This is a genomic window from Streptomyces sp. NBC_00247, from assembly GCF_036188265.1.
GTDB lineage: Bacteria > Actinomycetota > Actinomycetes > Streptomycetales > Streptomycetaceae > Streptomyces.
The window spans coordinates 4,162,910-4,185,319 of the sequence record NZ_CP108093.1 but is presented as its reverse complement, the minus strand read 5'-3'; the positions used below and the strand labels follow the sequence as shown (position 1 = coordinate 4,185,319).

The following is a 22,410-nucleotide window of genomic DNA, read 5'->3' as shown; positions in this document are numbered from 1 at the left end:
CCCGGAGCAGGGGCACCGGAGCAAGGGGTCGGAAGCGGGGCCGGAAGCAGGGAGGGCCGGGGCGCGTGCGCTCCGGCCCTCCGGCGTGCGCACGGCGCGCACGCCGGGGTGGGGGTAACCCCCCACCGGATACGGAGACCGCCCTCATGGTGCGGAGCACCCGTACGGAAGAGGCTGGAGTCATCGGCCGGCAAGCCGCGCACGGGCCAGGGACGACGTCCCCGGAAACGGCGTGCACGGCCGTCGCGCGCACCGAGCGGCCCGCGACGGGACGGCATACGGAGAACGGCCCACGACGGGCCTCACCGGAGAACGGAAACGGACGGCAGCGATGGCCACGGCATACGGATCGGACGCACGGAACGGGCAGGGCGGCGGCACCGGCTCCTGGGACCGCCCCGACGAGAAGCACTTCTTCCCGGCCGTGCTCCGCGCGCCGGTCGAGGGGCGGACCTGGCGGGAGCTGCTGTACCTCCTGCTGAGCCTGCCGGTCAGCATCGCGCTCTTCACCCTCGTGGTCACCACGGTCTCGCTGAGCGCCGGCCTGATGGTCACCTTCCTCGGCATCCCGGTCCTCGCCGCCGGCCTGGCGGTGTGCCGGGGGTTCGGCGCCCTGGAGCGCCGGCGCGCCCGCGCCCTGCTGGGGCTCGACCTGGCCGATCCGGAGCCCGTGCGGGGCCGGACCGGCGGGGTGTTCTCGTGGGCGGGCGCGGCGCTCCGCAACGGGGCCTCCTGGCGCCACCTGCTCTACGGGTTCCTGCACTTCCCGTGGGCGGTCTTCGCGTTCACCGTCTCGGTGACGGTGGTGACGACCGCGTGGAGCATGTTCACGTACCCGCTGTGGGCCTGGATCTTCCCGGCGTACGTGGGCATCGACGGGCTCCAGCTGTACGGGGACGCCACGCACCGCGTCTATCTGGACTCGGCCTTCGAGCTGACCGCGACCTGTGGTGCGGGTCTGGTCCTCGTGCTCGTGTCGCCGTGGATCGTCCGGGGGCTCGCCTCGGTGGACCGGGTGATGGTCGCCGGGCTGCTCGGCCCCTCCCGGCTGGACTCCCGCGTGGTGGAGCTGGAGTCGGACCGGGGCGTGGTCGTGGACACGGCGGCGGCGGACCTGCGCCGGATCGAACGCGATCTGCACGACGGCGCCCAGGCACGGCTCGCCGCCCTCGCGATGGAGCTCGGGCTGGCGAAGGAGCGGCTCGCCGAGGACCCCGGAGCGGCGGCGCGGCTGATCGACGGGGCGCACGGCGAAGTGAAGGTCACCCTCCAGGAGCTCCGCGACCTCGCCCGGGACATCCACCCCGCCGTCCTCACCGACCGGGGTCTGGACGCCGCCCTCTCCTCCGTGGCCTCCCGCTGCGCGGTCCCGGTCTCCGTGGACGTGGAGCTGCCGGTGCGCCCCGCGCGGGCGATCGAGAACCTCGCGTACGTCACCGTCTCCGAGCTGCTCCGCAACGTCACCCGGCACGCCCGCGCCACCCGGGCGTCGGTCACGGTGCGTCGGACGGCGGACCGGCGGAACCGCTACGACCGCAAGGACGGGCAGCATCGACCCGAGCACCTGGTGATCCGGGTCGACGACGACGGGCGGGGCGGCGCGGACGTGACGGCGGGCGGCCGGCTGGCCGGACTCGCGGAGCGTCTGCGGGCCGTGGACGGCAGCCTCACGGTGGAGTCCCCGGCGGGCGGACCGACGACGGTGACCGCCCGGCTCCCCTGGCGGGACTGACCGGCACGGGCGGCCCCGGGCCCCGCCGACGGCGGAGGCGGGCACCCCGGTGGGCGTCGCACCGCGCGGGCCCCGCACGCCCGAGCCGAGCAGCGGCACCGCACGGGTCCGCAAAAGAGCGGGAAAGGCGGCCTCGGACGCCGGCACGTCCGAGCCCGGTCCGTGGCATCCGGTCCGTGGCATCCGGGTGTTCCGGAAAACGTGAGGGCCGATGTGGCGAACGCGCGTGTGTCGTCGTGGACCCTGCGATTGCGGGTGTGGGCCAGGACGATGATCCGTACCCGACATTCCCGTCTCCGCTCTGCCGGAAAAGGCGGGAACCGGTGCGGAACCGGTGCGGAACCGGTCAATTCCAGGACTGCCGCGGGCGATATGATCATGAACTTCTTCATGGGCGTGTTTCCCCGTTCCCCACCGCCGTTCATATCTTCGCACCGGGGACCGCCCGCAGTCCCCGGTGCATCCCCGCGCGGAATGCACTCCGCCGATTGCGCCCCATACCCTTCTCACCAGCTAATTCCCACGCACAGGTGAATGTTCGCGCCCGACGTTGCCACGCTCTCCCGCGGCGTCCCCCGAAAGCGGGAATCCACCCCGTTCCGCCCGCGGCGCTCCGGGCTGGGATGCTGGGCACGGAAGCGAACCGCCGGGGTGACCGGCGCCGGACGACGACAGCAGTGGGGGAAGCGGCAGCGTGGAGAGCACAGTGCGGGTACGGGTGGTCATCGCCGAGGATTCGGTCCTGTTGCGGGAGGGGCTGACCCGGTTGCTCACCGATCTCGGGCACGAGGTCGTCGCCGGAGTGGGGGACGCGGAGGCGCTGCTCGCCCTCCTGGCGGAGCTGCACGCACGTCAGGAGCTGCCGGACGTGGTGGTCGCGGACGTACGCATGCCGCCGACCCACACCGACGAGGGCGTCCGGGCGGCGGTGCGGCTGCGCAAGGACCACCCGGGCGTCGGGGTGCTGGTGCTGTCGCAGTACGTCGAGGAGCGGTACGCCACCGAGCTGCTGGCCGGCAGCACGCGCGGGGTGGGCTACCTGCTGAAGGACCGGGTCGCCGACGTGCGGGACTTCGTGGACGCCGTGGTCCGGGTGGCCGCGGGCGGGACCGCGCTGGACCCGGAGGTGGTGGCGCAGTTGCTGGGGCGGAGCCGTAAGCAGGACGTGCTGGCGGGGCTCACGCCACGCGAGCGGGAGGTCCTCGGTCTGATGGCGGAGGGGCGGACGAACTCCGCCGTCGCCAGGCAGCTCGTGGTGAGCGACGGCGCGGTGGAGAAGCACGTCAGCAACATCTTCCTCAAGCTCGGTCTCGCGCCCAGCGACGGCGACCACCGGCGGGTGCTCGCGGTGCTGACCTATCTGAACTCGTAGGACCCGCGTCTCCGGGCCGCCCACCCCCGCCCACCTCGGATGCCGCCCCGCGGCCCGGCGGCGGGCCCGGGTTCCCCCGGGCCCGTTTCCCCGGCTTCCGTCCCTTCGGCCTCGTCCCCCCGGGCGCCGTTCCCCTCCGCCCGCGTCTCCGAATTCCGGACGTGGCGCATTCTTGAACGGTTGTCGGCGCGATCAATCCTCACCGGACGGGAAAGGTGCGGCCTACGCCGAAAGGCCGAGACGGCACCGGCCTCCCCTCTGCCACGGAAGGCTGGAAGTCGTGAGGAAAAAGGGAGGGAACCGGCCTCTCTCGCCGACGTTCCCCATATGATCGACGGAGGAAGACGCCCCTTACCGACGTAGTGTGGGCCCCAGGGACCGTCGGCGGGCCGGCTGTTCCGGGGCCGCCGCCCAAGGGAGGTCCAGTTCAGTGACCAGCCAGGTCAGTAGCCAGGCCGATGTGACCGACGAGGCTGTCCTCGGGGAGCAGCGCGCTCCCCGTGCGACGAATGCGGAGGTCGGCGTGAAGGAAATCCGTCGACTGGATCGGGTCATCATTCGATTCGCCGGGGATTCCGGTGACGGTATGCAGTTGACGGGCGACCGTTTCACTTCGGAGACGGCGTCGTTCGGCAATGACCTGTCGACCCTGCCGAACTTCCCGGCCGAGATCCGGGCGCCCGCCGGGACACTGCCGGGTGTCTCGTCCTTCCAGCTGCACTTCGCGGACCACGACATCCTCACGCCCGGTGACGCCCCGAACGTCCTGGTCGCGATGAACCCGGCGGCCCTGCGCGCCAACATCGGGGACGTCCCGCGCGGGGCGGAGCTGATCGTGAACACGGACGAGTTCACGAAGCGCCCGATGGCGAAGGTCGGTTACGACACCTCTCCGCTGGAGGACGGTTCGCTGGAGGCGTTCAACGTCCACCCGGTGCCGTTGACCACGCTGACGATCGAGGCGCTGAAGGAGTTCGGCCTGTCGCGCAAGGAGGCCGAGCGGAGCAAGAACATGTTCGCGCTGGGTCTGCTGTCGTGGATGTACCACCGGCCGACGGAGGGTACGGAGGCGTTCCTGCGGCAGAAGTTCGCGAAGAAGCCGCAGATCGCGGAGGCGAACGTCGCGGCGTTCCGGGCAGGTTGGAACTTCGGTGAGACGACCGAGGACTTCGCGGTGTCCTACGAGGTCGCGCCGGCCTCGAAGGCGTTCCCCACGGGGACGTACCGCAACATCTCCGGGAACCTGGCCCTCTCGTACGGGCTGATCGCCGCGTCCCGGCGGGCGGGGCTGCCGCTCTACCTGGGTTCGTACCCGATCACTCCGGCGTCCGACATCCTGCACGAGCTGTCCCGGCACAAGAACTTCGGTGTGCGGACGTTCCAGGCGGAGGACGAGATCGCGGGGATCGGCGCGGCGCTGGGGGCCGCGTTCGGCGGGTCGCTGGGGGTGACGACGACCTCGGGGCCGGGTGTGGCGCTGAAGTCGGAGACCATCGGCCTGGCCGTCTCGCTCGAACTGCCGCTGCTGATCGTGGACATCCAGCGCGGCGGCCCGTCCACCGGGCTGCCCACCAAGACCGAGCAGGCCGACCTGCTCCAGGCGATGTACGGCCGCAACGGCGAAGCGCCCGTCCCGGTCGTCGCCCCGAAGACCCCGGCGGACTGCTTCGACGCCGCTCTGGAGGCCGCCCGGATCGCCCTCACCTACCGCACCCCGGTCTTCCTGCTCTCCGACGGCTACCTGGCCAACGGCTCCGAGCCCTGGCGCATCCCGGACCCCGAGCAGCTCCCCGACCTCCAGGTCACCTTCACCACCACCCCCAACCACACCCTGGACGACGGCACCGAGGTCTTCTGGCCCTACAAGCGCGACCCCGAGACCCTGGCCCGTCCCTGGGCGGTACCGGGTACGCCGGGCCTGGAGCACCGGATCGGCGGGATCGAGAAGCAGGACGGCACCGGGAACATCTCCTACGACCCGGCCAACCACGACTTCATGGTCCGCACCCGACAGGCGAAGATCGACAACATCGACGTCCCCGACCTGGAGGTCGACGACCCGACCGGCGCCACCACGCTCGTCCTCGGCTGGGGCTCGACCTACGGCCCCATCACCGCCGCCGTACGCCGGCTGCGCGCGGCCGGGGACACCATCGCCCAGGCCCACCTGCGCCACCTGAACCCCTTCCCGCGGAACCTCGGCGAGATCCTGAAGCGGTACGACAAGGTCGTCGTCCCCGAGATGAACCTCGGCCAGCTCGCCACCCTGATCCGCGCGAAGTACCTCGTCGACGCCCACTCCTACAACCAGGTCAACGGCATGCCGTTCAAGGCCGAACAGCTCGCCACCGCCCTGAAGGAGACCATCGATGGCTGACACCGACCACCCGCTCCTCCAGCTCGTCCCCAAGGCCGACGCGCCGCAGTCGATGAAGGACTTCAAGTCCGACCAGGAAGTCCGGTGGTGCCCCGGCTGCGGCGACTACGCCGTCCTGGCGGCCGTCCAGGGCTTCATGCCGGAACTCGGCCTGGCCAAGGAGAACATCGTCTTCGTCTCCGGCATCGGCTGTTCGTCCCGCTTCCCGTACTACATGAACACCTACGGGATGCACTCCATCCACGGCCGTGCCCCCTCGATCGCGACCGGTCTCGCCACCTCCCGCCGCGACCTGTCGGTGTGGGTGGTCACCGGAGACGGCGACGCCCTCTCCATCGGCGGCAACCACCTCATCCACGCCCTGCGCCGGAACGTCAATCTGAAGATCCTGTTGTTCAACAACCGGATCTACGGCCTGACGAAGGGCCAGTACTCCCCGACCTCCGAGGTCGGCAAGATCACCAAGTCGACCCCGATGGGCTCGCTGGACGCGCCCTTCAACCCGGTCTCCCTGGCGCTCGGCGCGGAGGCCTCGTTCGTGGCCCGCACCATCGACTCCGACCGCAAGCACCTCACCGGCGTGCTGCGGGCGGCGGCCGACCACCCCGGCACGGCGCTGGTCGAGATCTACCAGAACTGCAACATCTTCAACGACGGCGCCTTCGAGGCCCTCAAGGACAAGGAACGCGCCCAGGAGGCGGTCATCCGCCTCGAACACGGGCAGCCGATCCTCTTCGGCGCGGACGGCTCGAAGGGCGTCGTCCGCGACCCGTCCACCGGCGACCTCCGGGTCGTCGCCGTCACCGACGAGAACCGCTCCCGCGTCCTGGTCCACGACGCCCACGCCGCCTCACCCACCACCGCGTTCGCCCTCTCCCGCCTCGCCGACCCCGACACCCTCCACCACACCCCCGTCGGAGTCCTGCGCAGCGTCGAACGCCCCGTCTACGACACCCTGATGTCGGAACAGCTCGACACCGCCGTCGAGCAGCGGGGCAAGGGCGATCTGGCCGCACTCCTCGCGGGCCAGGACACCTGGACGGTCGTCGGCTGAGCCCCGGCGCCGGCTTCTGCCTGAAGGAGCCCGGGTCCCACTGCCTCGTCGATACGGCAGCGGGACCCGGGCTCCGGTGTTCCCGGCGGCTCCAGGGGGCTTTCGGTGTCACGCCTCGCGTGCGTCGTACTCCGCCCGCGCGGCGTCGACCGCGTCCACCTGGTGCTCGGACCAGCGGGCCAGCTCCCACACGCGCCGGGCGGCCTCGTGGCCGAGCGGGGTGAGGGAGTAGTCCACCCGGGGCGGGATGACCGGCTGGGCGTCCCGGTGCACGAAGCCGTCGCGTTCGAGCGTGCGCAGGGTCTGGGCCAGCATCTTCTCGCTGACGTTCTCGATGGTGCGGCGCAGTTCGCTGAAGCGGTACGGGCGCTCCAGCAGGGCCGCGAGCACCAGCACGCCCCAGCGGCTGGTGACGTGTTCCAGCACCACCCGGGAGGGACACATCGCGCGGTTCACGTCCGCTTCGCGCGCCGCCGCGGCCACGAGTTGGCCCGGCGTCTCCGTACGTACCGTCATACGACCACCTTACTTCAAAGTGGGTACTTCCTCTGAGTAAGTACCCGCCCTAGGGTGAGTGGAGCAACCAACGCCAAAACGGCTGAAACGGGTCCATCCCCGTAGGGAACAGTGCGAAAAGAAGGAGAACCACCCATGAGCATCGTCGTCACCGGAGCCACCGGACAGCTCGGACGTCTGGTCGTCGAGCAGCTGCTCACCACCGTCCCGGCCGGCGAGATCGCGGCGGTCGTACGCGACGAGGCGAAGGCGGCCCCGCTCGCCGCGCTCGGTGTCGAGCTGCGGGTCGCCGACTACGACCGGCCCGAAACGCTCAAGACGGTCTTCCACCCCGGCGACCGGGTCCTGCTGATCTCCGGCAGTGAGGTCGGCAAGCGCGTGGCGCAGCACACCGCGGTGATCGACGCCGCGAAGGAGGCGGGCGTGGCGCAGCTGGCGTACACGGGGGTCCTGGGCGGACCGGCCGCCGACTTCCTGCTGGCGGAGGAGCACAAGGCGACCGAGCGGCTGATCCTGGACTCCGGGCTGCCGTACACCTTCCTGCGCAACGGCTGGTACACGGAGAACTACACCGCCAACCTGGCGCCGGTCCTGGCGCACGGTGCCGTGGTGGGCAACGCGGGCGAGGGCCGCATCGCCCTGGCGTCCCGGGCCGACTTCGCCGCCGCCGCTGCCGCCGTGCTGACCGGTGAGGGCCACCTGGACACCGCGTACGAGCTGAGCGGCGACACCGCCTGGTCGCTGGCGGAGTACGCGGCCGAGGTTTCCCGGGCGACCGGCCTGGAGATCGCGTACCAGGAGGTGCCCGCCGCCGTGCACCAGGAGATCCTGGTCGGCGCCGGACTGCCCGCGGGCTTCGCCGAGATCCTGGTCGACGTGGACGCGGCGATCGGGCGCGGTCTGCTCGCCGGCACCACCGGCGACCTGGCCCGGCTCATCGGCCGTCCCACCACCCCGGTCGAGGCGACGGTCGCCGAAGCCGTCGCCGCCGCCTGACCGCCCCGCGCGGGGGCCGCCCACGAGGCGCACACGCGCCGCGCACGGGCCGCGCACGTCCGGGAGGCGCTCGCGTCATGACCGTCGCCGCGATACGGCAATGACGCGGGCCCTCTTCCGGAGCTACCTTCATGGCGTCGGCGGCCGCCGGCCCACGCATGAAGGAGGCCCCGTGGAGGGGAAGGACGAGCAGCGGGCAGGGCTGCTCCACGGAATCGGCGCCTATGGGATGTGGGGCCTCGTCCCGCTCTTCTGGCCCTTGCTGAAGCCGTCGGGTGCGGCGGAGATCCTGGCCCACCGGATGGTGTGGTCGCTGGCCGTGGTCGGCGTCATCCTGCTCGTACTGAAGCGCTGGGCCTGGATCGGCGTGCTGGTTCGCCGGCCGCGCAAGCTCGCGCTGATCACCGCCGCGGCGGCGGTGATCACGGTCAACTGGGGCCTGTACATCTGGGCCGTCAACAGCGATCACGTGGTCGAGGCGTCCCTCGGCTACTTCATCAACCCGCTGGTCACCATAGCCATGGGCGTGCTGCTCCTCGGCGAACGCCTGCGGCCCGCCCAGTGGATCGCGGTGGCGACCGGGTTCGCCGCCGTGCTGGTCCTCGCCGTCGGATACGGCCACCCGCCGTGGATCTCCCTGGTGCTGGCCTTCTCCTTCGCGACGTACGGCCTGGCGAAGAAGAAGGTCGACATGGGCGGCCTGGAGTCGCTGGCCGCCGAGACCGCGGTCCTCTTCCTCCCGGCCCTCGGCTTCCTGATCTGGCTCGGCGCGCGCGGCGAGACCACCTTCACCTCCGGCGGGGGCGCCGGACACGGGCTGCTGCTCGCCTCGACCGGTCTGGTGACGGCGATCCCGCTGATCGCCTTCGGGGCGGCGGCGATCCGCGTACCGCTGTCGACCCTGGGCCTCCTGCAGTACCTGGCGCCCGTCTTCCAGTTCGCGCTGGGGGTGGCGTACTTCCACGAGGAGATGCCGCCGGAGCGCTGGGCCGGGTTCGCGCTGGTGTGGGTGGCGCTGACGCTGCTGACCTGGGACGCGCTGCGTACGGCCCGGCACGGCCGGGCAAAGGCGCTCCGGCTCGCGGCCACGGTCGCGACGACCGGGGCGACGGTGCCGCCGGCCGCCGCGCCCGGTACGGGCATCACCACTGCCACCGGGACCCGTTCCAAAAATTAGTTACCCAGTTGTATTTTTACCTCGGTTGCGTTTCTCTTGGTTGCCACCACCGCACCCGAGGAGCAGCCATGACCACCGACGTACTGATCGTGGGCGCCGGCCCCACCGGCCTGGCCCTGGCGTGCGACCTCGCGCGCCGGGGCGTCGGCGTACGGATCATCGACAAGTCCGCCGCCCATCCGCGCAGCTCACGGGCGAAGGGGCCGAACCTGCGGTCGCTGGAGGTCCTGGCGAGCCTCGGGGTGGCCGACGAGGTGCTGGCGTCCGGGTCACTGCCGCTGCCCATGCGCAAGTACCGCGACCACGCCGCGGTCGCCGACTTCGACCCGTACGCCGACCCGGCCCCGGTCCCCGCCTCCGCCTTCGACTGGCCCCGGCTGATCGCCCAGTGGCGCCTGGAGGCGATCCTCCGCGACCGGCTGGCGAAGGACGGCGTCCAGGTCGAACTGGGCACCGAGCTGACCGGCCTCGACCAGCACGCCACGGGCGTGACCGCGACTCTCGCCGACGGCAGGACCGTCGCGGCGCGGTACGTGGTGGGCTGCGACGGGGCGCACAGCCCGGTGCGCAAGCTGCTCGGCATACCCTTCACCGGCGAGACGCAGGCCGACCAGGTGATGGTCTGCGGTGACGTCGAGATCGACGAGGACGCGCTCGACCGGGGCATCTGGCACCAGTGGTTCGATGCCACCGGCGCCGTGATGCTCTGTCCGATCCCGGGCACCCGGACGGGCTGGTGGTTCCAGGCGGGGCCCGAGCGGGACGGGGCGGGAGTACCGCAGCCGCCGACGGAGGAGGGCTTCCGCCGTCTCCTCACCCGGCACACCGGGCTCCCCGGCGAGGTGCTCCGGCACGCGACCCTGCTCTCCACGTACCGCGTCAACGTCCGCATGGCCGACCGCTTCCGGGACGGCCGGGTGCTGCTCGCCGGGGACTCCGCGCACGTCCACTCGATCGCGGGCGGGATGGGCATGAACACCGGCATCCAGGACGCCTTCAACCTCGGCTGGAAGCTCGCCCACGTCCTGACCGGACTCGCGGCACCGGCGCTGCTCGACACCTACGAGGAGGAGCGGCTGCCCGTCGCCGCCTGGACCCTGGACTTCACCTCGGAGCGGCTGGCCGAGACGATGGCCGCCATCCGCCTTCCCGGCGGCGGGCTGGACTCGGCGACGGCCGCCCCGGAGGCGAGCGGGCTGTCCACCGGCTACTGGTGGAGTTCGCTCGCCGCCGGAGCGCCGGAGTCCGGGCCCCGGGCCGGGGACCGGGCGCCGGACGCGCCGTGCCGCTCGGCGGCGACCGGCGCGCCGGCCCGGCTGCACCACCTCTTCGCCGAGCCGCACCCGACCCTCCTCGGCTTCGGCCCGAAGAGCGAGGAGATCCTCGGCGAGGCGGTGCGGACGTACGGCGACGCGGTCCGCGTCCACCGGGTGTACGGCGTCGAGGAGGTCCACGCCCCCGACGGGGTGCCGGGCGCCCGGGCCGGGGTGATCGACCACGAGGGGCTGGTCCGCACCGCGTACGAGCCCGGCGCCGGCGGCACCGTCGTGGTGGTCCGCCCCGACCACCACGTCGGACTCGTCGCCCCGGCGGCGGAGGCGCCCCGGGTACGGGAGTACCTCGCACGGCTGTGCGGAGGCGCGCAGGCGCCCACTCCCCGCGGGTGAGGGGGCCGGGAGTCGGCACAGGGCAGCCGCCGGCTGTTCCGCTGGGCCGAACGGGCGTCGAAGGATCGTTTCAGCAGCCCCCCACCGGTTCGCCCCCGTCGCACCCCGGGCAGACCAAGGGCACCCCCCTCCTCGGCGGTTCCGCCGCATCCTCCCCCTCGGCCCCGGCCCCACCCGACGCACCGCTTCCCCCACGGCGCGCGTGCGGTACCCCCTCCCGACGCACGCCCCTTCGGGCCCCGCCCGCGCCTCGCACAGGCGTCCGACCGGTACCGCGCACAGGAGGCGGGGATTCCGGTCCGCTCCGGTACGCGCTTCCCCCACGGCGCGTACCGGGGCCATTCACCCGAGACCATCACTTTCCGCCGCCCGCCAGGCCGGCCACCTCCCCGCAGCACCGGGAAGCTGACCGTCGCCCCAGGTCAGGGCCGTCCGGCGAAAAGCCGATCTCCCTACGCTGGAACCATGCATTCGTCACCCGCGCCCGCGCACACCCGGGTCGCGCACACCCTCGTCGCCACGGACCTGGACGGCACCCTGCTGCTGCCCGACGACTCCGTGAGCCCCCGCACGCACGCCGCCCTCCGGCGCGCGGCCTCGGCCGGCGCCCGGCACATGATCGTCACCGGCCGGGCGGTCCCGGGGATACGCGCCCTTCTGGCGGAGCTGGACTACCGGGGCCCGGTCGTCTGCGGGCAGGGCACCCAGGTGTACGACCCCGAGTCGGCCCGGATGCTCCGCTCGGTGCCGCTGGACCGGGAGTTGGCCGACATGGCGCTGGGCAAGATCGAGGCGGAGGCGGGCCCGGTCTTCGCCGCCGTCGACCAGGACGGCCCGGCGGGGCTGACCCTGATCGAGCCCGGCTACCGGATGCCGCACCCGACGCTCCCCGCCCAGCGGGTCGGGCGCCGCGACGACCTCTGGGCACAGCCCGTCATCAAGGTGATGGTGCGCCACCCGGAGCTGACCGACGACGAACTCGCCGCTCTCGGCCGGGCAGCCGTCGGCGACCTGGCGACGGTCACCATGGCCGGCCCCGGCACGGTCGAACTCGCCCCCTACGGCGTGCACAAGGGCACCGGGCTCGCGGTGGCGGCGGAACTCCTCGGCCTGGACCCGGCGGACGCCATCGCCTTCGGCGACATGCCCAACGACCTGCCGATGTTCGGGCTGGTCGGGCACGGGGTGGCGATGGGCAACGCCCATCCCGCGCTGAAGTCCGCCGCCGACGAGGTCACCCTGCCGCACACCGAGGACGGCATAGCGGTGGTGCTGGAACGCCTCTTCGGCTGAACGGGCCGCGGCCCTGGGGTACTTCGGCGGTACGCTCTCCGGCCTGCCCGTCGGCGGAAAACACCGCGCCGGCCCGGTCGGCGGCCCGTACCATCCCGCCCATGCCCTCACTCGTCCCTCCCGCGATCACCGCGGGCACCCTCTCCGCCGCCGTCCAGCCGTCGCTCCGGCTCGGCGGCGGGTCGGTGCTGCGGCCGTGGCTGCTCACCGACGCCGAAGCCGTGCGGACCGCGTTCGAGGACCCGGAGATCCAGCGCTGGCACGTGCGTCGCGCCGACTCCGTCGACGAGGCCCGGGGGTGGATCGAGGCGTGGCGGAAGGACTGGGAGCGGGAGACCGCGGGGCACTGGGCCGTCGCCGACGCGGAGGACGACCGGCTGCTGGGCCGGCTCTCGCTGCGCGACTGGGACCTGGAGTACGGCTGTGCCGAGGTGGCCTACTGGACGACCCCGGCCGCCCGGGGCGCGGGGTCTGCACCCGCGCGGTGACCCGGCTGACGGAGTGGGCGTTCACCACGGCCGGGTTCGACCGGCTGGAACTCAGCCACTCCGTCGCCAATCCGGCCTCCTGCCGGGTGGCGTCGAAGGCCGGGTTCGCGGCGGAGGGAGTCCGCAGGGCGGCCGGCCGCCATCTCGACGGCCGCCACGACATGCATCTGCACGGACGCGTCCGGCAGGACTGAGGCGCTGCCGCACCTGCCACACCCCGGGGGAGCCCACGGGCGCTGTCGGGCCCGGCCACACCCCGGGCGGAGCCCACGCGGCCCACGCGGGGTCCGCCCTCAGGCGAGGCCCGCCACCGCCTCCGCCTCCGCACCCGGCTCCCCGCCCGCCACCGCGCCGGGCCCGCGCAGCACCACGGCGACCAGTGCGGCGATCGTCGCCTCGTCCTGGGGCGGTTTGCGCAGGACGTGGCGGTAGTAGACCGGGCCGTAGAGCAGCTCCACCATCAGCCGCGGATCGGCGTCCGCACGGATCTGGCCCCGTTCCTGGGCGCGCGTGAGCAGGGTGACCGCCAGTTCGACCCGTGGGTCGACGACCCGCTCGGCGAGGTCCCGCGCGAGCTCGTCGTCGTGGTGGAGCTCGGAGAGTATGCCCGCGTACGCCGGTCCGTACGGGGGCGATCCGAGGAGCCGTACCGCCAGTCCGATGTGTACGCGCAGATCGGCCTCGATGTCCCCGGTGTCGGCGAACGGGGCGGCGTCGGACAGGACATCGGTGAAGATCTCCATCAGGATGCCGCTCTTCGCCGGCCACCACCGGTAGATCGTCTTCTTGCTGACACCGGCACGGGCGGCGATGGCCTCCACCGTCACGCGCCCGTAGCCCCTCTCCGTGCAGAGCTCCAGGGCCGCCTCCAGGATCGCGCGTCGGGACCGTTCGCTGCGTCGCACAGAACTCGGCAATGCGCTCATTCCGTGAGCATAGGGCGCCTCTCACCGCTCCTTGTTGACAGGTCGTCGCCAAAAGTCGAACATGAGCGAGGCGGAAACGGAACGTACCGTGTCGACTCCGCCGTTCGCACCGTTCGTGCCGTTCGTGCCGCGACGAGCCGATCGGGGGACGGCTCGGCCGGCCGACGGTACGGACGGCCCGGAGCCGGTCACCCCGATCCTGGATCCAGCCCGATCCCGACAACGCGGCGACCGTGCGTGCCGGGCGTCGCCGACAGGCGGGACCTTCGACACACGCCCTAACGGTCGGCGTTCGCCGCCCGTACGAGGGCGTCCCGGGTGACCGCGCCGACGTAGACCTTGCCCTGATCGGTGATGAGGGCGTTCACCAGGCGCGTGCTGAAGACCGTGCCGGAGCCGAACTTCCCCGAGGTCTTGTCGCCGAAGGCGTCGAGCAGGGAAGAGCTGTCCTTCGCCGACGACAGGCCCTCGCCGCCGGGCACTTCGGCCCGCAGGATCGTGGTCCAGCCCTCCCCCACCGTCTTCGTCTTCAGGTTCCCGGCGCTCCCCGCGCTCCCGGCACCGCCGGTGCCCTCCAGCCCGCCGAGGCCGCCCGGCAGCAGGTCCGCGAGGGGCCCGCCGCCCTGACCGGCCGCCTCCTGGTCCGCGGCGTCCCCTGCCTCGGTCACCTTGGCGCCCTTGGGCGGGGTGAAGTCGAAGGACGAGGCGGCGGGCTCGTCGAAGTCCACCTTGGTGAAGCCGACGTTGACGGCCGCCTTCCCGCCGGAACGGGGGCTCAGGGTGAACCGCAGCGGTACGCCGTTGTCCGCGTCCACCGCGATCCGTACGGAGCCGATGGTGGAGCCGGACTGCTTCGGCTTGATGAGCAGTTGGTACGCGTCGCGCCCGGCCACCCGCACGGTGCCGTCGACGGTGACCGACGTGGTGTCGCCGACCGCCTTCAGGGCCTCGTCGGCGAACTGCTGGGGCGTGCCCTCCGCCGCGCCCCGGCTGCGGCTGTCCGTGTGCCCGGCGGCGCCCGTCTGGGCGTGGAAGACCTCGTCGGAGCCACTGTCGTAGGCCCAGACCTGGTCGCCGTTGTGGATCAGGCTGTACTCCGAGGAGTTCTGGAGGATCGTCAGCCGCTGCTTGTCAGGGCCGTCGGCGGCCACCTTCAGGGTGTGCGTGCCCGAGGCGAGCTCGGTCAGCCGGTCCTCGGGTGCGGCGCCGGCTCCCTCCGTGCCCTGGCCGAGTGAGCCGGCGAGGCCGCCGAGCGAGGGGATACCGAGGTCGGTGGTGATCTTCACGGTGCCGGAGATCCGCTGGGTGTCCGAGGCTGCGATCTTCGCGACGAGTTCCCGCGCGGTGATCTTCGGCAGGTCGGGGTCGCCGCTGTCGGCGAGTGCGGGGACGAGTCCGATGGTCGCGGCGGCCACCCCCGCCACCGCGACGGGGACGACGGTGCGTGATGCCTTCCGGCGGAGCCGGTCGGCGCGGGTGGCCGCTCCGGCGGGATTGCCGGTGGTCCCGCCGTGGTTGTCCGAGCTGTCGATGGGTGCCATGTGTGCCCTACCTCCGTGGTCGGCGGCTTCCGTCACTACGGTCGCGCTCGTCCACTCCCTGCCGCGCTTCTCACCCGATGAGGTCAGGAGGAGTGGTTGTTCTCCATCTGACCTCATCGGGCGGACTCACGCGTCAGTCCGCGGAATCAACCCCGCGTACGGCTCGGGTATGACGTCACTCCACCGGAGGTACGCCACCCCGGGGTTTACCCGGAGGGGTGGCGTCGACGGGGCGTCAGCCCGCCCGGTGCACCACGAGGTCGCACAGTTCGGCGAGCGCCGACTTGGCGTAGCAGTCGGGCAGCGGGGTGAGAGCCGCCCTGGCCTCCTCGGCGTACCGGATGGTGTCGCGGCGGGCCTGCTCCAGCGCCGGGTGGACGCGCAGCCGGCGCAGCGCCTCGGCGAGGCGGGCGTCGTCGGCGAGGTCGCCGTCGAGCAGCTCCACCAGCTCCAGGTCGTCCGGCTTGCCGTCCGCGGCGGCCTGGGCGCGCAGCAGCAGGACCGGCAGGGTGGCGATGCCCTCGCGCAGGTCCGTGCCGGGGGTCTTGCCGGACTCGTGGGAGTCGGAGGCGATGTCGAGGACGTCGTCGGCGAGTTGGAAGGCGACCCCGAGCCGCTCGCCGTACTGGGTGAGTACGTCGACGGTCTTCTCGTCGGCGCCGGACATGAGGGCGCCGAACCGTCCGGAGACGGCCATCAGCGAGCCGGTCTTGCCGCTGAGGACGTCCATGTAGTGGTCGACCGGGTCACGGCCGTCGCGCGGGCCGACCGTCTCCAGGATCTGTCCGGTGACCAGCCGTTCGAAAGCCTCGGCCTGGATGCGGACGGCCTCCGGACCGAGGTCGGAGAGGATGTGCGAGGCGCGGGCGAAGAGGAAGTCACCGGTGAGCAGGGCGACGGAGTTGCCCCAGCGGGCGTTGGCGCTGTCCACCCCGCGGCGGACCTCGGCCTCGTCCATCACGTCGTCGTGGTACAGCGTCGCCAGGTGGGTCAGTTCGACCACGACGGCGGAGGGCACGACGCCGGGGGCGTCGGAGTCGCCGAACTGGGACGCCAGCATCACCAGCAGGGGCCGGAACCGTTTGCCTCCGGCCCGCACCAAGTGCTGCGCGGCTTCCGTGATGAAGGGGACGTCACTCTTGGTGGCATCGAGAAGCCCGGCCTCGACAGCGGCCAGGCCGGTCTGGACCTCGGCCTCAAGAGCCTGGTCCCGCACGCGCAGCCCGAACGGCCCGACGACGGTCACGAGAGGGTCTCCTGTCTGCTGACGATCACACGAATGTCGATCTGTCGGCTGTCTTCACTCATGCCAGCGTATCCGGTCCCCTTTGGATCACCGTGGGCGGCTTCCCGCCACCGCCGGTATGTTCGGGATCGGCTCATACGATCACGAGTTGCCGCTTTGTCGCACCGTGCGGAGACCGCCGGTCCCCCGGGCCTCCGGCCCCGTACACCGAGGTACGCCATGCACATCCGGACCGATTTCCCGTACGAGACCGTCCGCGAGGACCTCCGCGTCCCGCTGCCGGACGGCACCGAGCTGTACGCGCGCGTGTGGCGGCCCCTCACCGACGAGCCGGTCCCCGCGCTGCTGGAGTACCTGCCGCACCGGCTCGGCGACGGGACGGCGCCCCGCGACCGGCAGCGGCACCCCTGGTACGCGGGTCACGGCTACGCCTCGGTACGGGTGGACGTGCGGGGCCACGGCAACAGCGGAGGTCTGCCGGGGGACGCGTACGGGGACGCCGGAGTGGCCGACGGGGTGGCGGTCATCCACTGGCTGGCGCAGCGGGAGTGGTGCTCGGGCCGGGTCGGGATGTTCGGCATCTCCTGGGGCGGCTCCGCCTCGCTCCGGCTCGCCGCGGTGGCCCCGGACGCGCTGCGGGCGGTCGTCGCGGTGTGCTCCACGGACGACGGGTACGACAACGGCGGCGCGTACTGGGGCGGCTCGGTCCTCGCCTCGGACCTGCACGCCCGGGCCGCCGGCCTGCTCGCCGCCGCCTCCGAGCCGCCGGACCCCGAGATCGTCGGGGATGGCTGGAAAGAGATGTGGCTCGGCCGGCTGGAGTCCCTCGACCCCGTCGTCCACACCTGGCTGGCCCATCAGACCCGGGACGGCTACTGGGCGCGCGGCAGCGTCCGCGAGGAGTACGGGGCGATCCGGGCGGCGGTCCTCGCGGTGGGCGGCTGGCACGATCCGTACCGGGACACCGTGCTGCGGCTCGTCGAGCACCTGGACCCGTCCCGGGTGCGCGGGCTGATCGGGCCGTGGCCGCACCAGTACCCGGACCGGGGCCGGGCGCCCGGCCCGGCCATCGGTTTCCTCCAGGAGACGCTGCGCTGGTGGGACCAGCATCTGAAGGAGAAGGAGACGGGGGTGATGAGCGAGCCTCTGCTGCGGTCCTGGATCAGCGGCTCCCACCCGCCCGCCACCCGGTACGAGACGCTGCCCGGCCGCTGGGTCGGGGACGGTACCTGGCCCTCGGAGAGCATCACCCCGGTGGCGTACGCCCTGCGGGGCGGTGGCCGGATCGTCCGCTCGCCGCAGCAGACCGGGCTGGACGCGGGCCGGTTCTCGCCGTGCGGGAACGACGCCGACCTGCCGCCCGACCAGCGCGACGAGGACGCCAAGTCGGTCGCCTTCGAGTTTCCGGTGGAGGGGGCGCCCGTCGAGATCCTGGGCCGTCCCCGGGTGCGGTTGCGGCTGACCCTGGCCGTGCCGCGCGGCCAGGTCGTGGCCCGGCTCTGCGACGTGGCGCCGGACGGCTCCTCCGCCCTCGTCACCCGGGGTGCCCTCAATCTGGCCGGCCGCCACGGCCGCGACCGGGCCGAGGACTGGCCGCCCGGGACGACCGAGGACGTCACCTTCGAACTCGGGGGCATCGGGCACGCGTTCGCGCCCGGCCACCGCATCCGGCTGGCCGTCTCCTCCTCGTACTGGCCCTGGGTCTGGCCGCAGGCCGACTCGGCGGGGTTCACGCTCCAGGCGGACGGCAGCCTGGTGGAGCTCCCGGTCCGCCGGCCCACCGCGGACCCCGCCCCCGTCTTCGGGGAGCCCGAACAGGCCGAGCCGCTCGGCGAGGCCGTACCGGCCACCCTGGACGGGGAGCGCCCGGAGCGGCGCATCGTCCGGGACCTCGCCCGGGGCGAGTGGCGGCTGGAGGCCGACCCGAGTCCGGGCGGGACGCGGTTCCACCCGGACGGGCTGGAGATCACCGAGGACGCCCTCGACACCTTCACGATCCAGCAGGACGACCCGCTGTCGGCGCGGGCCCGGTCGGAGCGGACGGTCCTGTTGCACCGGCCGGAGACGGCCTGGCGGACGGAGATCACGACCCGCTCCCGGACCGGTGCGGACGCGACGCACTTCCTCACCTCCAACGAGGTGATCTGCAAGGACGGCGACGAGATCGTCTTCCACCGCACCTGGGAGAAGCGCGTCCCGCGCACGGCGGGCTGACGGGCAGTCCGCGCACCCCGCGGAGCGCCGGAGTGCGGGCGAACACCCGGGGTACGAGGCCCGCTTGCGGACACGACCGCGCCACACGGACGTAACGTGGTCCTGAGCGACGTGTCTCCGACGCGACTGGAAAGCGAGGCAGCACCCCATGCCCGAGCAGAGCAGCCCGCTCGACACCGACGAGGGCGACCCCTTCGGCCCGCACAACCTCCCGTACGGCGTGTTCTCGCTCCCCGCCGGCCCGTCCGGCGACCCCGCCCGGCGGCGGGTCGGTGTCCGGATCGGCTCGCACGTGCTGGACGCCGGGGCGGCGGCCCACGCCCTCGGCTCCCCGTACGCCGGGCTGCTGGACCGGCCCAGCCTGATGCCGCTCCTCGCGGCCGGGCGCACCGCGTGGCGGGACGTGCGGCGGGCGCTCACCGGCTGGCTGACCGTCCCCTCGCACCGCGTCGAACTGGAGCCGCTGCTCCACCCGGTCGACGCGGTGACGCTCCATCTGCCGTACGAGGTCGCCGACTACGTCGACTTCTACGCCAGCGAGCACCACGCCACCAACGTGGGCCGGATCTTCCGCCCGGACGGTGCCGCGCTGACGCCCAACTGGAAGCACCTGCCGATCGGTTATCACGGCCGGGCCGGCACGGTCGTGGTCTCCGGTACGGACGTGGTGCGCCCGTCGGGGCAGCGCAAGGCGCCCACCGACGCGGCGCCCGTCTTCGGGCCCTCGGTGAAACTGGACATCGAGGCCGAGGTCGGCTTCGTGGTGGGGGTGCCGTCCGCGCAGGGCACGGCGGTGCCACTGGCCGACTTCCGCGAGCACGTCTTCGGTGTCCAGCTGCTCAACGACTGGTCGGCACGCGACATCCAGGCCTGGGAGTACGTCCCGCTCGGCCCGTTCCTCGGCAAGTCCTTCGCCACCTCCGTCTCCGCGTGGGTGACCCCGCTGGAGGCGCTGGACGCGGCCCGGACCGCCCCGCCCGCCCGGGACGCCGCACTCCTGCCGTACCTCGACGACGCGGACGAGGAGGAGCCGGGCGGCATCGACCTGCGGATCTCCGTCGCGATCAACGGGAAGCCGGTCGCCGAACCGCCGTTCTCCACCATGTACTGGACGGCGGCCCAGCAGCTGGCGCAGATGACGGTGAACGGCGCCTCGCTGCGCACCGGCGACCTCTACGGCTCCGGCACGGTGAGCGGGCCCGAGCCGCACCAGCGCGGTTCCCTGCTGGAGCTGACCTGGAACGGCCGCGACCCGCTCGACCTGCCCGGGGGGGCCCGGACCTTCCTGGAGGACGGCGACACGGTGACCCTCACCGCGTGGGCGCCGGGCCCCCACGGCACCCGGGTGGGGCTCGGCGAGGTGACGGGGACGGTCGTGGCGGCGGGGTGAGACGGGGTGAGACGGGGTGAGGCGGCCGGCCGCGGCCCGGGCGGTGGCGCGGCCCTCGATCTTCCACGACCGGCTGAAGGTCTCCGTGCCCTTCCGATCGACCCGGATCTCACGGCGATCCTGCCGCCGCGCAGGCCGGTGGAGCCGGAGTAGCTCCGGGTCCGCCGTCCCCTCGCCCGCCCCGGCTCACTCGTACTCCGGGGGCTCCTCCTCGTCCCAGCGGAAGTCCGATTCGGCGTACGGCTCGACCGGGCCCGCCGTGCGGGCGGGGGCCGGTGCGGGCTCCGGGGCCGTCCTGGCGGGCGTCCGTACCGGGGTCTCGGCGGCGGGGCGTTCCGCAGGCGTTTCGCCGGGTGCTCCCAGCCCCGCCAGGACCTCCAGTACGCCCTCGCCGTAGGTCGCCAGCTTCTTCTCGCCGAGGCCGCTGACCCCGCCCAGCTCGGCCAGGGACGAGGGGTGCAGGGTGGCGATCTCGCGCAGGGTCGCGTCGTGGAAGATGACGTACGCCGGGACGCCCTGTTCCTTCGCCGTCGCCCCGCGCCAGGCGCGCAGTGCCTCGAAGACGGGCACGGCGGACGCGGGCAGATCCGCGGCAGCGGCAGCCGACTTGGCGCGGCGCTCGCCCTTGGCCGCCGTCCGCTCGGTGGCTCGCTTGGGCTCCTTGCGCAGCAGCACCTCGCGCTCCCGGCCGAGGACCGTGGCGCTGGCGTCGGTCAGTACGAGGGTGCCGTACTCCCCTTCCACGGCGAGCAGGCCCTGAGCGAGCAACTGGCGGACGACTCCACGCCACTCGGCCTCGGCCAGTTCCTCGCCGATGCCGAAGACGGAGAGCTGGTCGTGGTCGAACTGGATCACCTTCGCGGTCTTGCGGCCCAGCAGGATGTCGATGATCTGCCCGGCGCCGAACTTCTGGTTCCGCTCCCGCTTCAGGCGGACCACGGTGGAGAGCATCTTCTGTGCGACGACCGTGCCGTCCCAGGTCTCCGGGGCGACCAGGCAGGTGTCGCAGTTGCCGCAGGAGGCGGCGGTGGGTTCCTGGCCGAAGTAGGTGAGGAGCTGGGCGCGGCGGCACTGGACGGTCTCGCAGAGCGCCAGCATCGAGTCCAGGTGCGCGGAGGCTCGGCGGCGGTGTGCCTCGTCGCCGTCGCCGCCCTGGATGAGCTTGCGCTGCTGGACGACGTCTTGGAGGCCGTACGCCATCCACGCGGTGGAGGGGCCGCCGTCACGTCCGGCGCGGCCGGTCTCCTGGTAGTACCCCTCGACGGACTTGGGGAGGTCGAGGTGGGCGACGAAGCGGACGTCCGGCTTGTCGATGCCCATGCCGAAGGCGATCGTCGCGACGACGACGAGCCCCTCCTCGCGCAGGAAGCGGGACTGGTGGGTGGCGCGGGTCCCTGCGTCGAGACCCGCGTGGTACGGCACGGCCTCGATGCCGTTGCGGCAGAGGTACTCGGCCGTCTTCTCCGTGGAATTGCGGGAGAGGCAGTAGACGATGCCCGCGTCCCCGGTGTGCTCCTCCTTGAGGAAGGTGAGCAGCTGCTTCTTGGGGTCGGACTTCGGGACGATGCGGTACTGGATGTTGGGCCGGTCGAAGCTGGCCACGAAGTGCTTCGCGTCCGGCATGCCCAGGCGGCGGGTGATCTCCTGGTGCGTGGCGTTCGTCGCGGTCGCCGTGAGGGCGATGCGCGGGACGTCCGGCCAGCGTTCGCCGAGGACGGAGAGGGCGAGGTAGTCGGGGCGGAAGTCGTGGCCCCACTGGGCGACGCAGTGCGCCTCGTCGATCGCGAAGACGGAGACGGTGCCCCGGGAGAGCAGCGAGAGCGTGGAGTCCAGGCGGAGCCGCTCGGGCGCGAGGTAGAGGATGTCCAGCTCTCCGGCGACGTACTGCGCCTCCATGGAGCGGCGCTCGTCGAAGTCCTGGGTGGAGTTGATGAAGCCGGCCCGGACGCCCAGCGCGCGCAGGGCGTCGACCTGGTCCTGCATGAGGGCGATCAGCGGGGAGACGACGATACCGGTGCCGGGGCGGACCAGGGCGGGGATCTGGTAGCAGAGGGACTTGCCGCCGCCGGTGGGCATCAGCACGACGGCGTCGCCGCCCGCGACCACGTGTTCGATGATCGCGCCCTGCTCGCCCCGGAACGACTCGTACCCGAAGACCCGGTGCAGGGTCCGCCGTGCCTCGCTGTCGCCGGTGGCCTCGGTCACGTCCTCGGTCACGTCCTCGGTCACGTCCATGGTGTCGCCCGTCCTGCTCGTCGCTCTGTTCGCCGTCGTCGCATCGTGCTGCCGTCGTCGCTCGTGTGGTCGTCGTCCGGCCGTCCTCCTTCACCATAGGCGGCCCGTACGACAACGCCGGACGGGCTTGACTCCAGCCCGTCCGGCGTTGGGGGAACGGCGTGTGCACCACACCGCCACGCACCG

The 22,410-nt window shown here is 72.6% G+C and carries 15 protein-coding genes and 1 pseudogene; 11 read left to right on the top strand and 5 right to left on the bottom strand.

Annotation, left to right across the window (positions count from 1 at the left end):
* Window positions 1-331: 331 nt before the first annotated feature.
* The 4 genes from OHT52_RS18005 to OHT52_RS17990 all read left to right on the top strand — a co-directional run bounded on the left by OHT52_RS18005 (window position 332) and on the right by OHT52_RS17990 (window position 6,535).
* Window positions 332-1,732 (top strand): sensor histidine kinase, encoded by a 1,401-nt coding sequence (locus tag OHT52_RS18005; RefSeq protein ID WP_328721237.1) that lies wholly within the window; start codon window positions 332-334, stop codon window positions 1,730-1,732.
* Between the two features lie 718 nt (window positions 1,733-2,450).
* On the top strand, window positions 2,451-3,104 hold the full coding sequence (locus OHT52_RS18000; protein ID WP_328723789.1) for a response regulator transcription factor: 654 nt from the start codon (window positions 2,451-2,453) through the stop codon (window positions 3,102-3,104).
* Window positions 3,105-3,534: 430 nt separating this feature from the next.
* Window positions 3,535-5,481 (top strand): 2-oxoacid:acceptor oxidoreductase subunit alpha, encoded by a 1,947-nt coding sequence (locus OHT52_RS17995; protein WP_328721236.1) that lies wholly within the window; start codon window positions 3,535-3,537, stop codon window positions 5,479-5,481.
* Window positions 5,474-6,535: a 2-oxoacid:ferredoxin oxidoreductase subunit beta gene (locus OHT52_RS17990; RefSeq protein ID WP_328721235.1), complete on the top strand. Its 1,062-nt coding sequence runs from the start codon at window positions 5,474-5,476 to the stop codon at window positions 6,533-6,535. Before OHT52_RS17995 ends, OHT52_RS17990 begins: the two co-directional genes overlap by 8 nt.
* A gap of 108 nt (window positions 6,536-6,643) precedes the next feature.
* Here the strand turns inward: OHT52_RS17990 and OHT52_RS17985 are convergent, their stop codons facing one another.
* Window positions 6,644-7,051, bottom strand: coding sequence for a winged helix-turn-helix transcriptional regulator (locus OHT52_RS17985; RefSeq protein WP_328721234.1), 408 nt, complete (start codon window positions 7,049-7,051; stop codon window positions 6,644-6,646).
* A gap of 135 nt (window positions 7,052-7,186) precedes the next feature.
* Between OHT52_RS17985 and OHT52_RS17980 the strand changes: the two genes are divergently transcribed.
* The 5 genes and pseudogenes from OHT52_RS17980 (at window position 7,187) to OHT52_RS17960 (ending at window position 12,866) form a co-directional block, all read left to right on the top strand.
* Window positions 7,187-8,047, top strand: a complete 861-nt coding sequence (locus tag OHT52_RS17980; RefSeq protein ID WP_328721233.1) for an SDR family oxidoreductase — start codon at window positions 7,187-7,189, stop codon at window positions 8,045-8,047.
* A 172-nt stretch (window positions 8,048-8,219) separates the two neighbouring features.
* Window positions 8,220-9,224, top strand: coding sequence for an EamA family transporter RarD (rarD, locus tag OHT52_RS17975; protein WP_328721232.1), 1,005 nt, complete (start codon window positions 8,220-8,222; stop codon window positions 9,222-9,224).
* A gap of 68 nt (window positions 9,225-9,292) precedes the next feature.
* Window positions 9,293-10,891, top strand: coding sequence for an FAD-dependent monooxygenase (locus OHT52_RS17970; RefSeq protein WP_328721231.1), 1,599 nt, complete (start codon window positions 9,293-9,295; stop codon window positions 10,889-10,891).
* A 465-nt stretch (window positions 10,892-11,356) separates the two neighbouring features.
* Window positions 11,357-12,184: an HAD family hydrolase gene (locus tag OHT52_RS17965; protein ID WP_328721230.1), complete on the top strand. Its 828-nt coding sequence runs from the start codon at window positions 11,357-11,359 to the stop codon at window positions 12,182-12,184.
* Between the two features lie 101 nt (window positions 12,185-12,285).
* A pseudogene (locus OHT52_RS17960) lies at window positions 12,286-12,866 on the top strand (GNAT family N-acetyltransferase).
* A gap of 99 nt (window positions 12,867-12,965) precedes the next feature.
* Here OHT52_RS17960 and OHT52_RS17950 read toward each other — a convergent pair.
* From OHT52_RS17950 to OHT52_RS17940, 3 genes are all read right to left on the bottom strand, one after another.
* On the bottom strand, window positions 12,966-13,598 hold the full coding sequence (locus OHT52_RS17950; RefSeq protein WP_328721227.1) for a TetR/AcrR family transcriptional regulator: 633 nt from the start codon (window positions 13,596-13,598) through the stop codon (window positions 12,966-12,968).
* 278 nt (window positions 13,599-13,876) lie between these two features.
* Window positions 13,877-15,139, bottom strand: a complete 1,263-nt coding sequence (locus OHT52_RS17945) for a LolA family protein (RefSeq protein WP_328721226.1) — start codon at window positions 15,137-15,139, stop codon at window positions 13,877-13,879.
* A gap of 235 nt (window positions 15,140-15,374) precedes the next feature.
* Window positions 15,375-16,385, bottom strand: coding sequence for a polyprenyl synthetase family protein (locus OHT52_RS17940; protein ID WP_328721225.1), 1,011 nt, complete (start codon window positions 16,383-16,385; stop codon window positions 15,375-15,377).
* A 219-nt stretch (window positions 16,386-16,604) separates the two neighbouring features.
* Here OHT52_RS17940 and OHT52_RS17935 point away from each other — a divergent pair, with 219 nt between their 5' ends.
* Window positions 16,605-18,599 (top strand): CocE/NonD family hydrolase, encoded by a 1,995-nt coding sequence (locus OHT52_RS17935; protein ID WP_328721224.1) that lies wholly within the window; start codon window positions 16,605-16,607, stop codon window positions 18,597-18,599.
* A gap of 148 nt (window positions 18,600-18,747) precedes the next feature.
* Window positions 18,748-19,989 carry a fumarylacetoacetase gene (fahA, locus tag OHT52_RS17930; RefSeq protein WP_328721223.1) on the top strand — a complete coding sequence of 414 codons (1,242 nt, stop codon included), beginning with the start codon at window positions 18,748-18,750 and terminating at the stop codon, window positions 19,987-19,989.
* Between the two features lie 186 nt (window positions 19,990-20,175).
* Here fahA and recQ read toward each other — a convergent pair whose 3' ends face one another.
* Window positions 20,176-22,224, bottom strand: coding sequence for a DNA helicase RecQ (gene recQ, locus OHT52_RS17925; protein ID WP_328721222.1), 2,049 nt, complete (start codon window positions 22,222-22,224; stop codon window positions 20,176-20,178).
* Window positions 22,225-22,410 lie beyond the last annotated feature (186 nt).

What these genes read in the sequence shown, in the direction of transcription:
- fahA (WP_328721223.1), top strand. Translation starts at nt 18,748, where the DNA reads ATGCCCGAGCAGAGCAGCCCGCTCGACACCGACGAGGGCGACCCCTTC.
- OHT52_RS17970 (WP_328721231.1), top strand. Translation starts at nt 9,293, where the DNA reads ATGACCACCGACGTACTGATCGTGGGCGCCGGCCCCACCGGCCTGGCC.
- OHT52_RS17950 (WP_328721227.1), bottom strand. Translation starts at nt 13,598, where the DNA reads ATGAGCGCATTGCCGAGTTCTGTGCGACGCAGCGAACGGTCCCGACGC.
- OHT52_RS17935 (WP_328721224.1), top strand. Translation starts at nt 16,605, where the DNA reads ATGCACATCCGGACCGATTTCCCGTACGAGACCGTCCGCGAGGACCTC.
- OHT52_RS17990 (WP_328721235.1), top strand. Translation starts at nt 5,474, where the DNA reads ATGGCTGACACCGACCACCCGCTCCTCCAGCTCGTCCCCAAGGCCGAC.
- OHT52_RS17980 (WP_328721233.1), top strand. Translation starts at nt 7,187, where the DNA reads ATGAGCATCGTCGTCACCGGAGCCACCGGACAGCTCGGACGTCTGGTC.
- OHT52_RS17985 (WP_328721234.1), bottom strand. Translation starts at nt 7,051, where the DNA reads ATGACGGTACGTACGGAGACGCCGGGCCAACTCGTGGCCGCGGCGGCG.
- OHT52_RS18005 (WP_328721237.1), top strand. Translation starts at nt 332, where the DNA reads ATGGCCACGGCATACGGATCGGACGCACGGAACGGGCAGGGCGGCGGC.
- OHT52_RS17945 (WP_328721226.1), bottom strand. Translation starts at nt 15,139, where the DNA reads ATGGCACCCATCGACAGCTCGGACAACCACGGCGGGACCACCGGCAAT.
- recQ (WP_328721222.1), bottom strand. Translation starts at nt 22,224, where the DNA reads ATGGACGTGACCGAGGACGTGACCGAGGACGTGACCGAGGCCACCGGC.
- OHT52_RS17965 (WP_328721230.1), top strand. Translation starts at nt 11,357, where the DNA reads ATGCATTCGTCACCCGCGCCCGCGCACACCCGGGTCGCGCACACCCTC.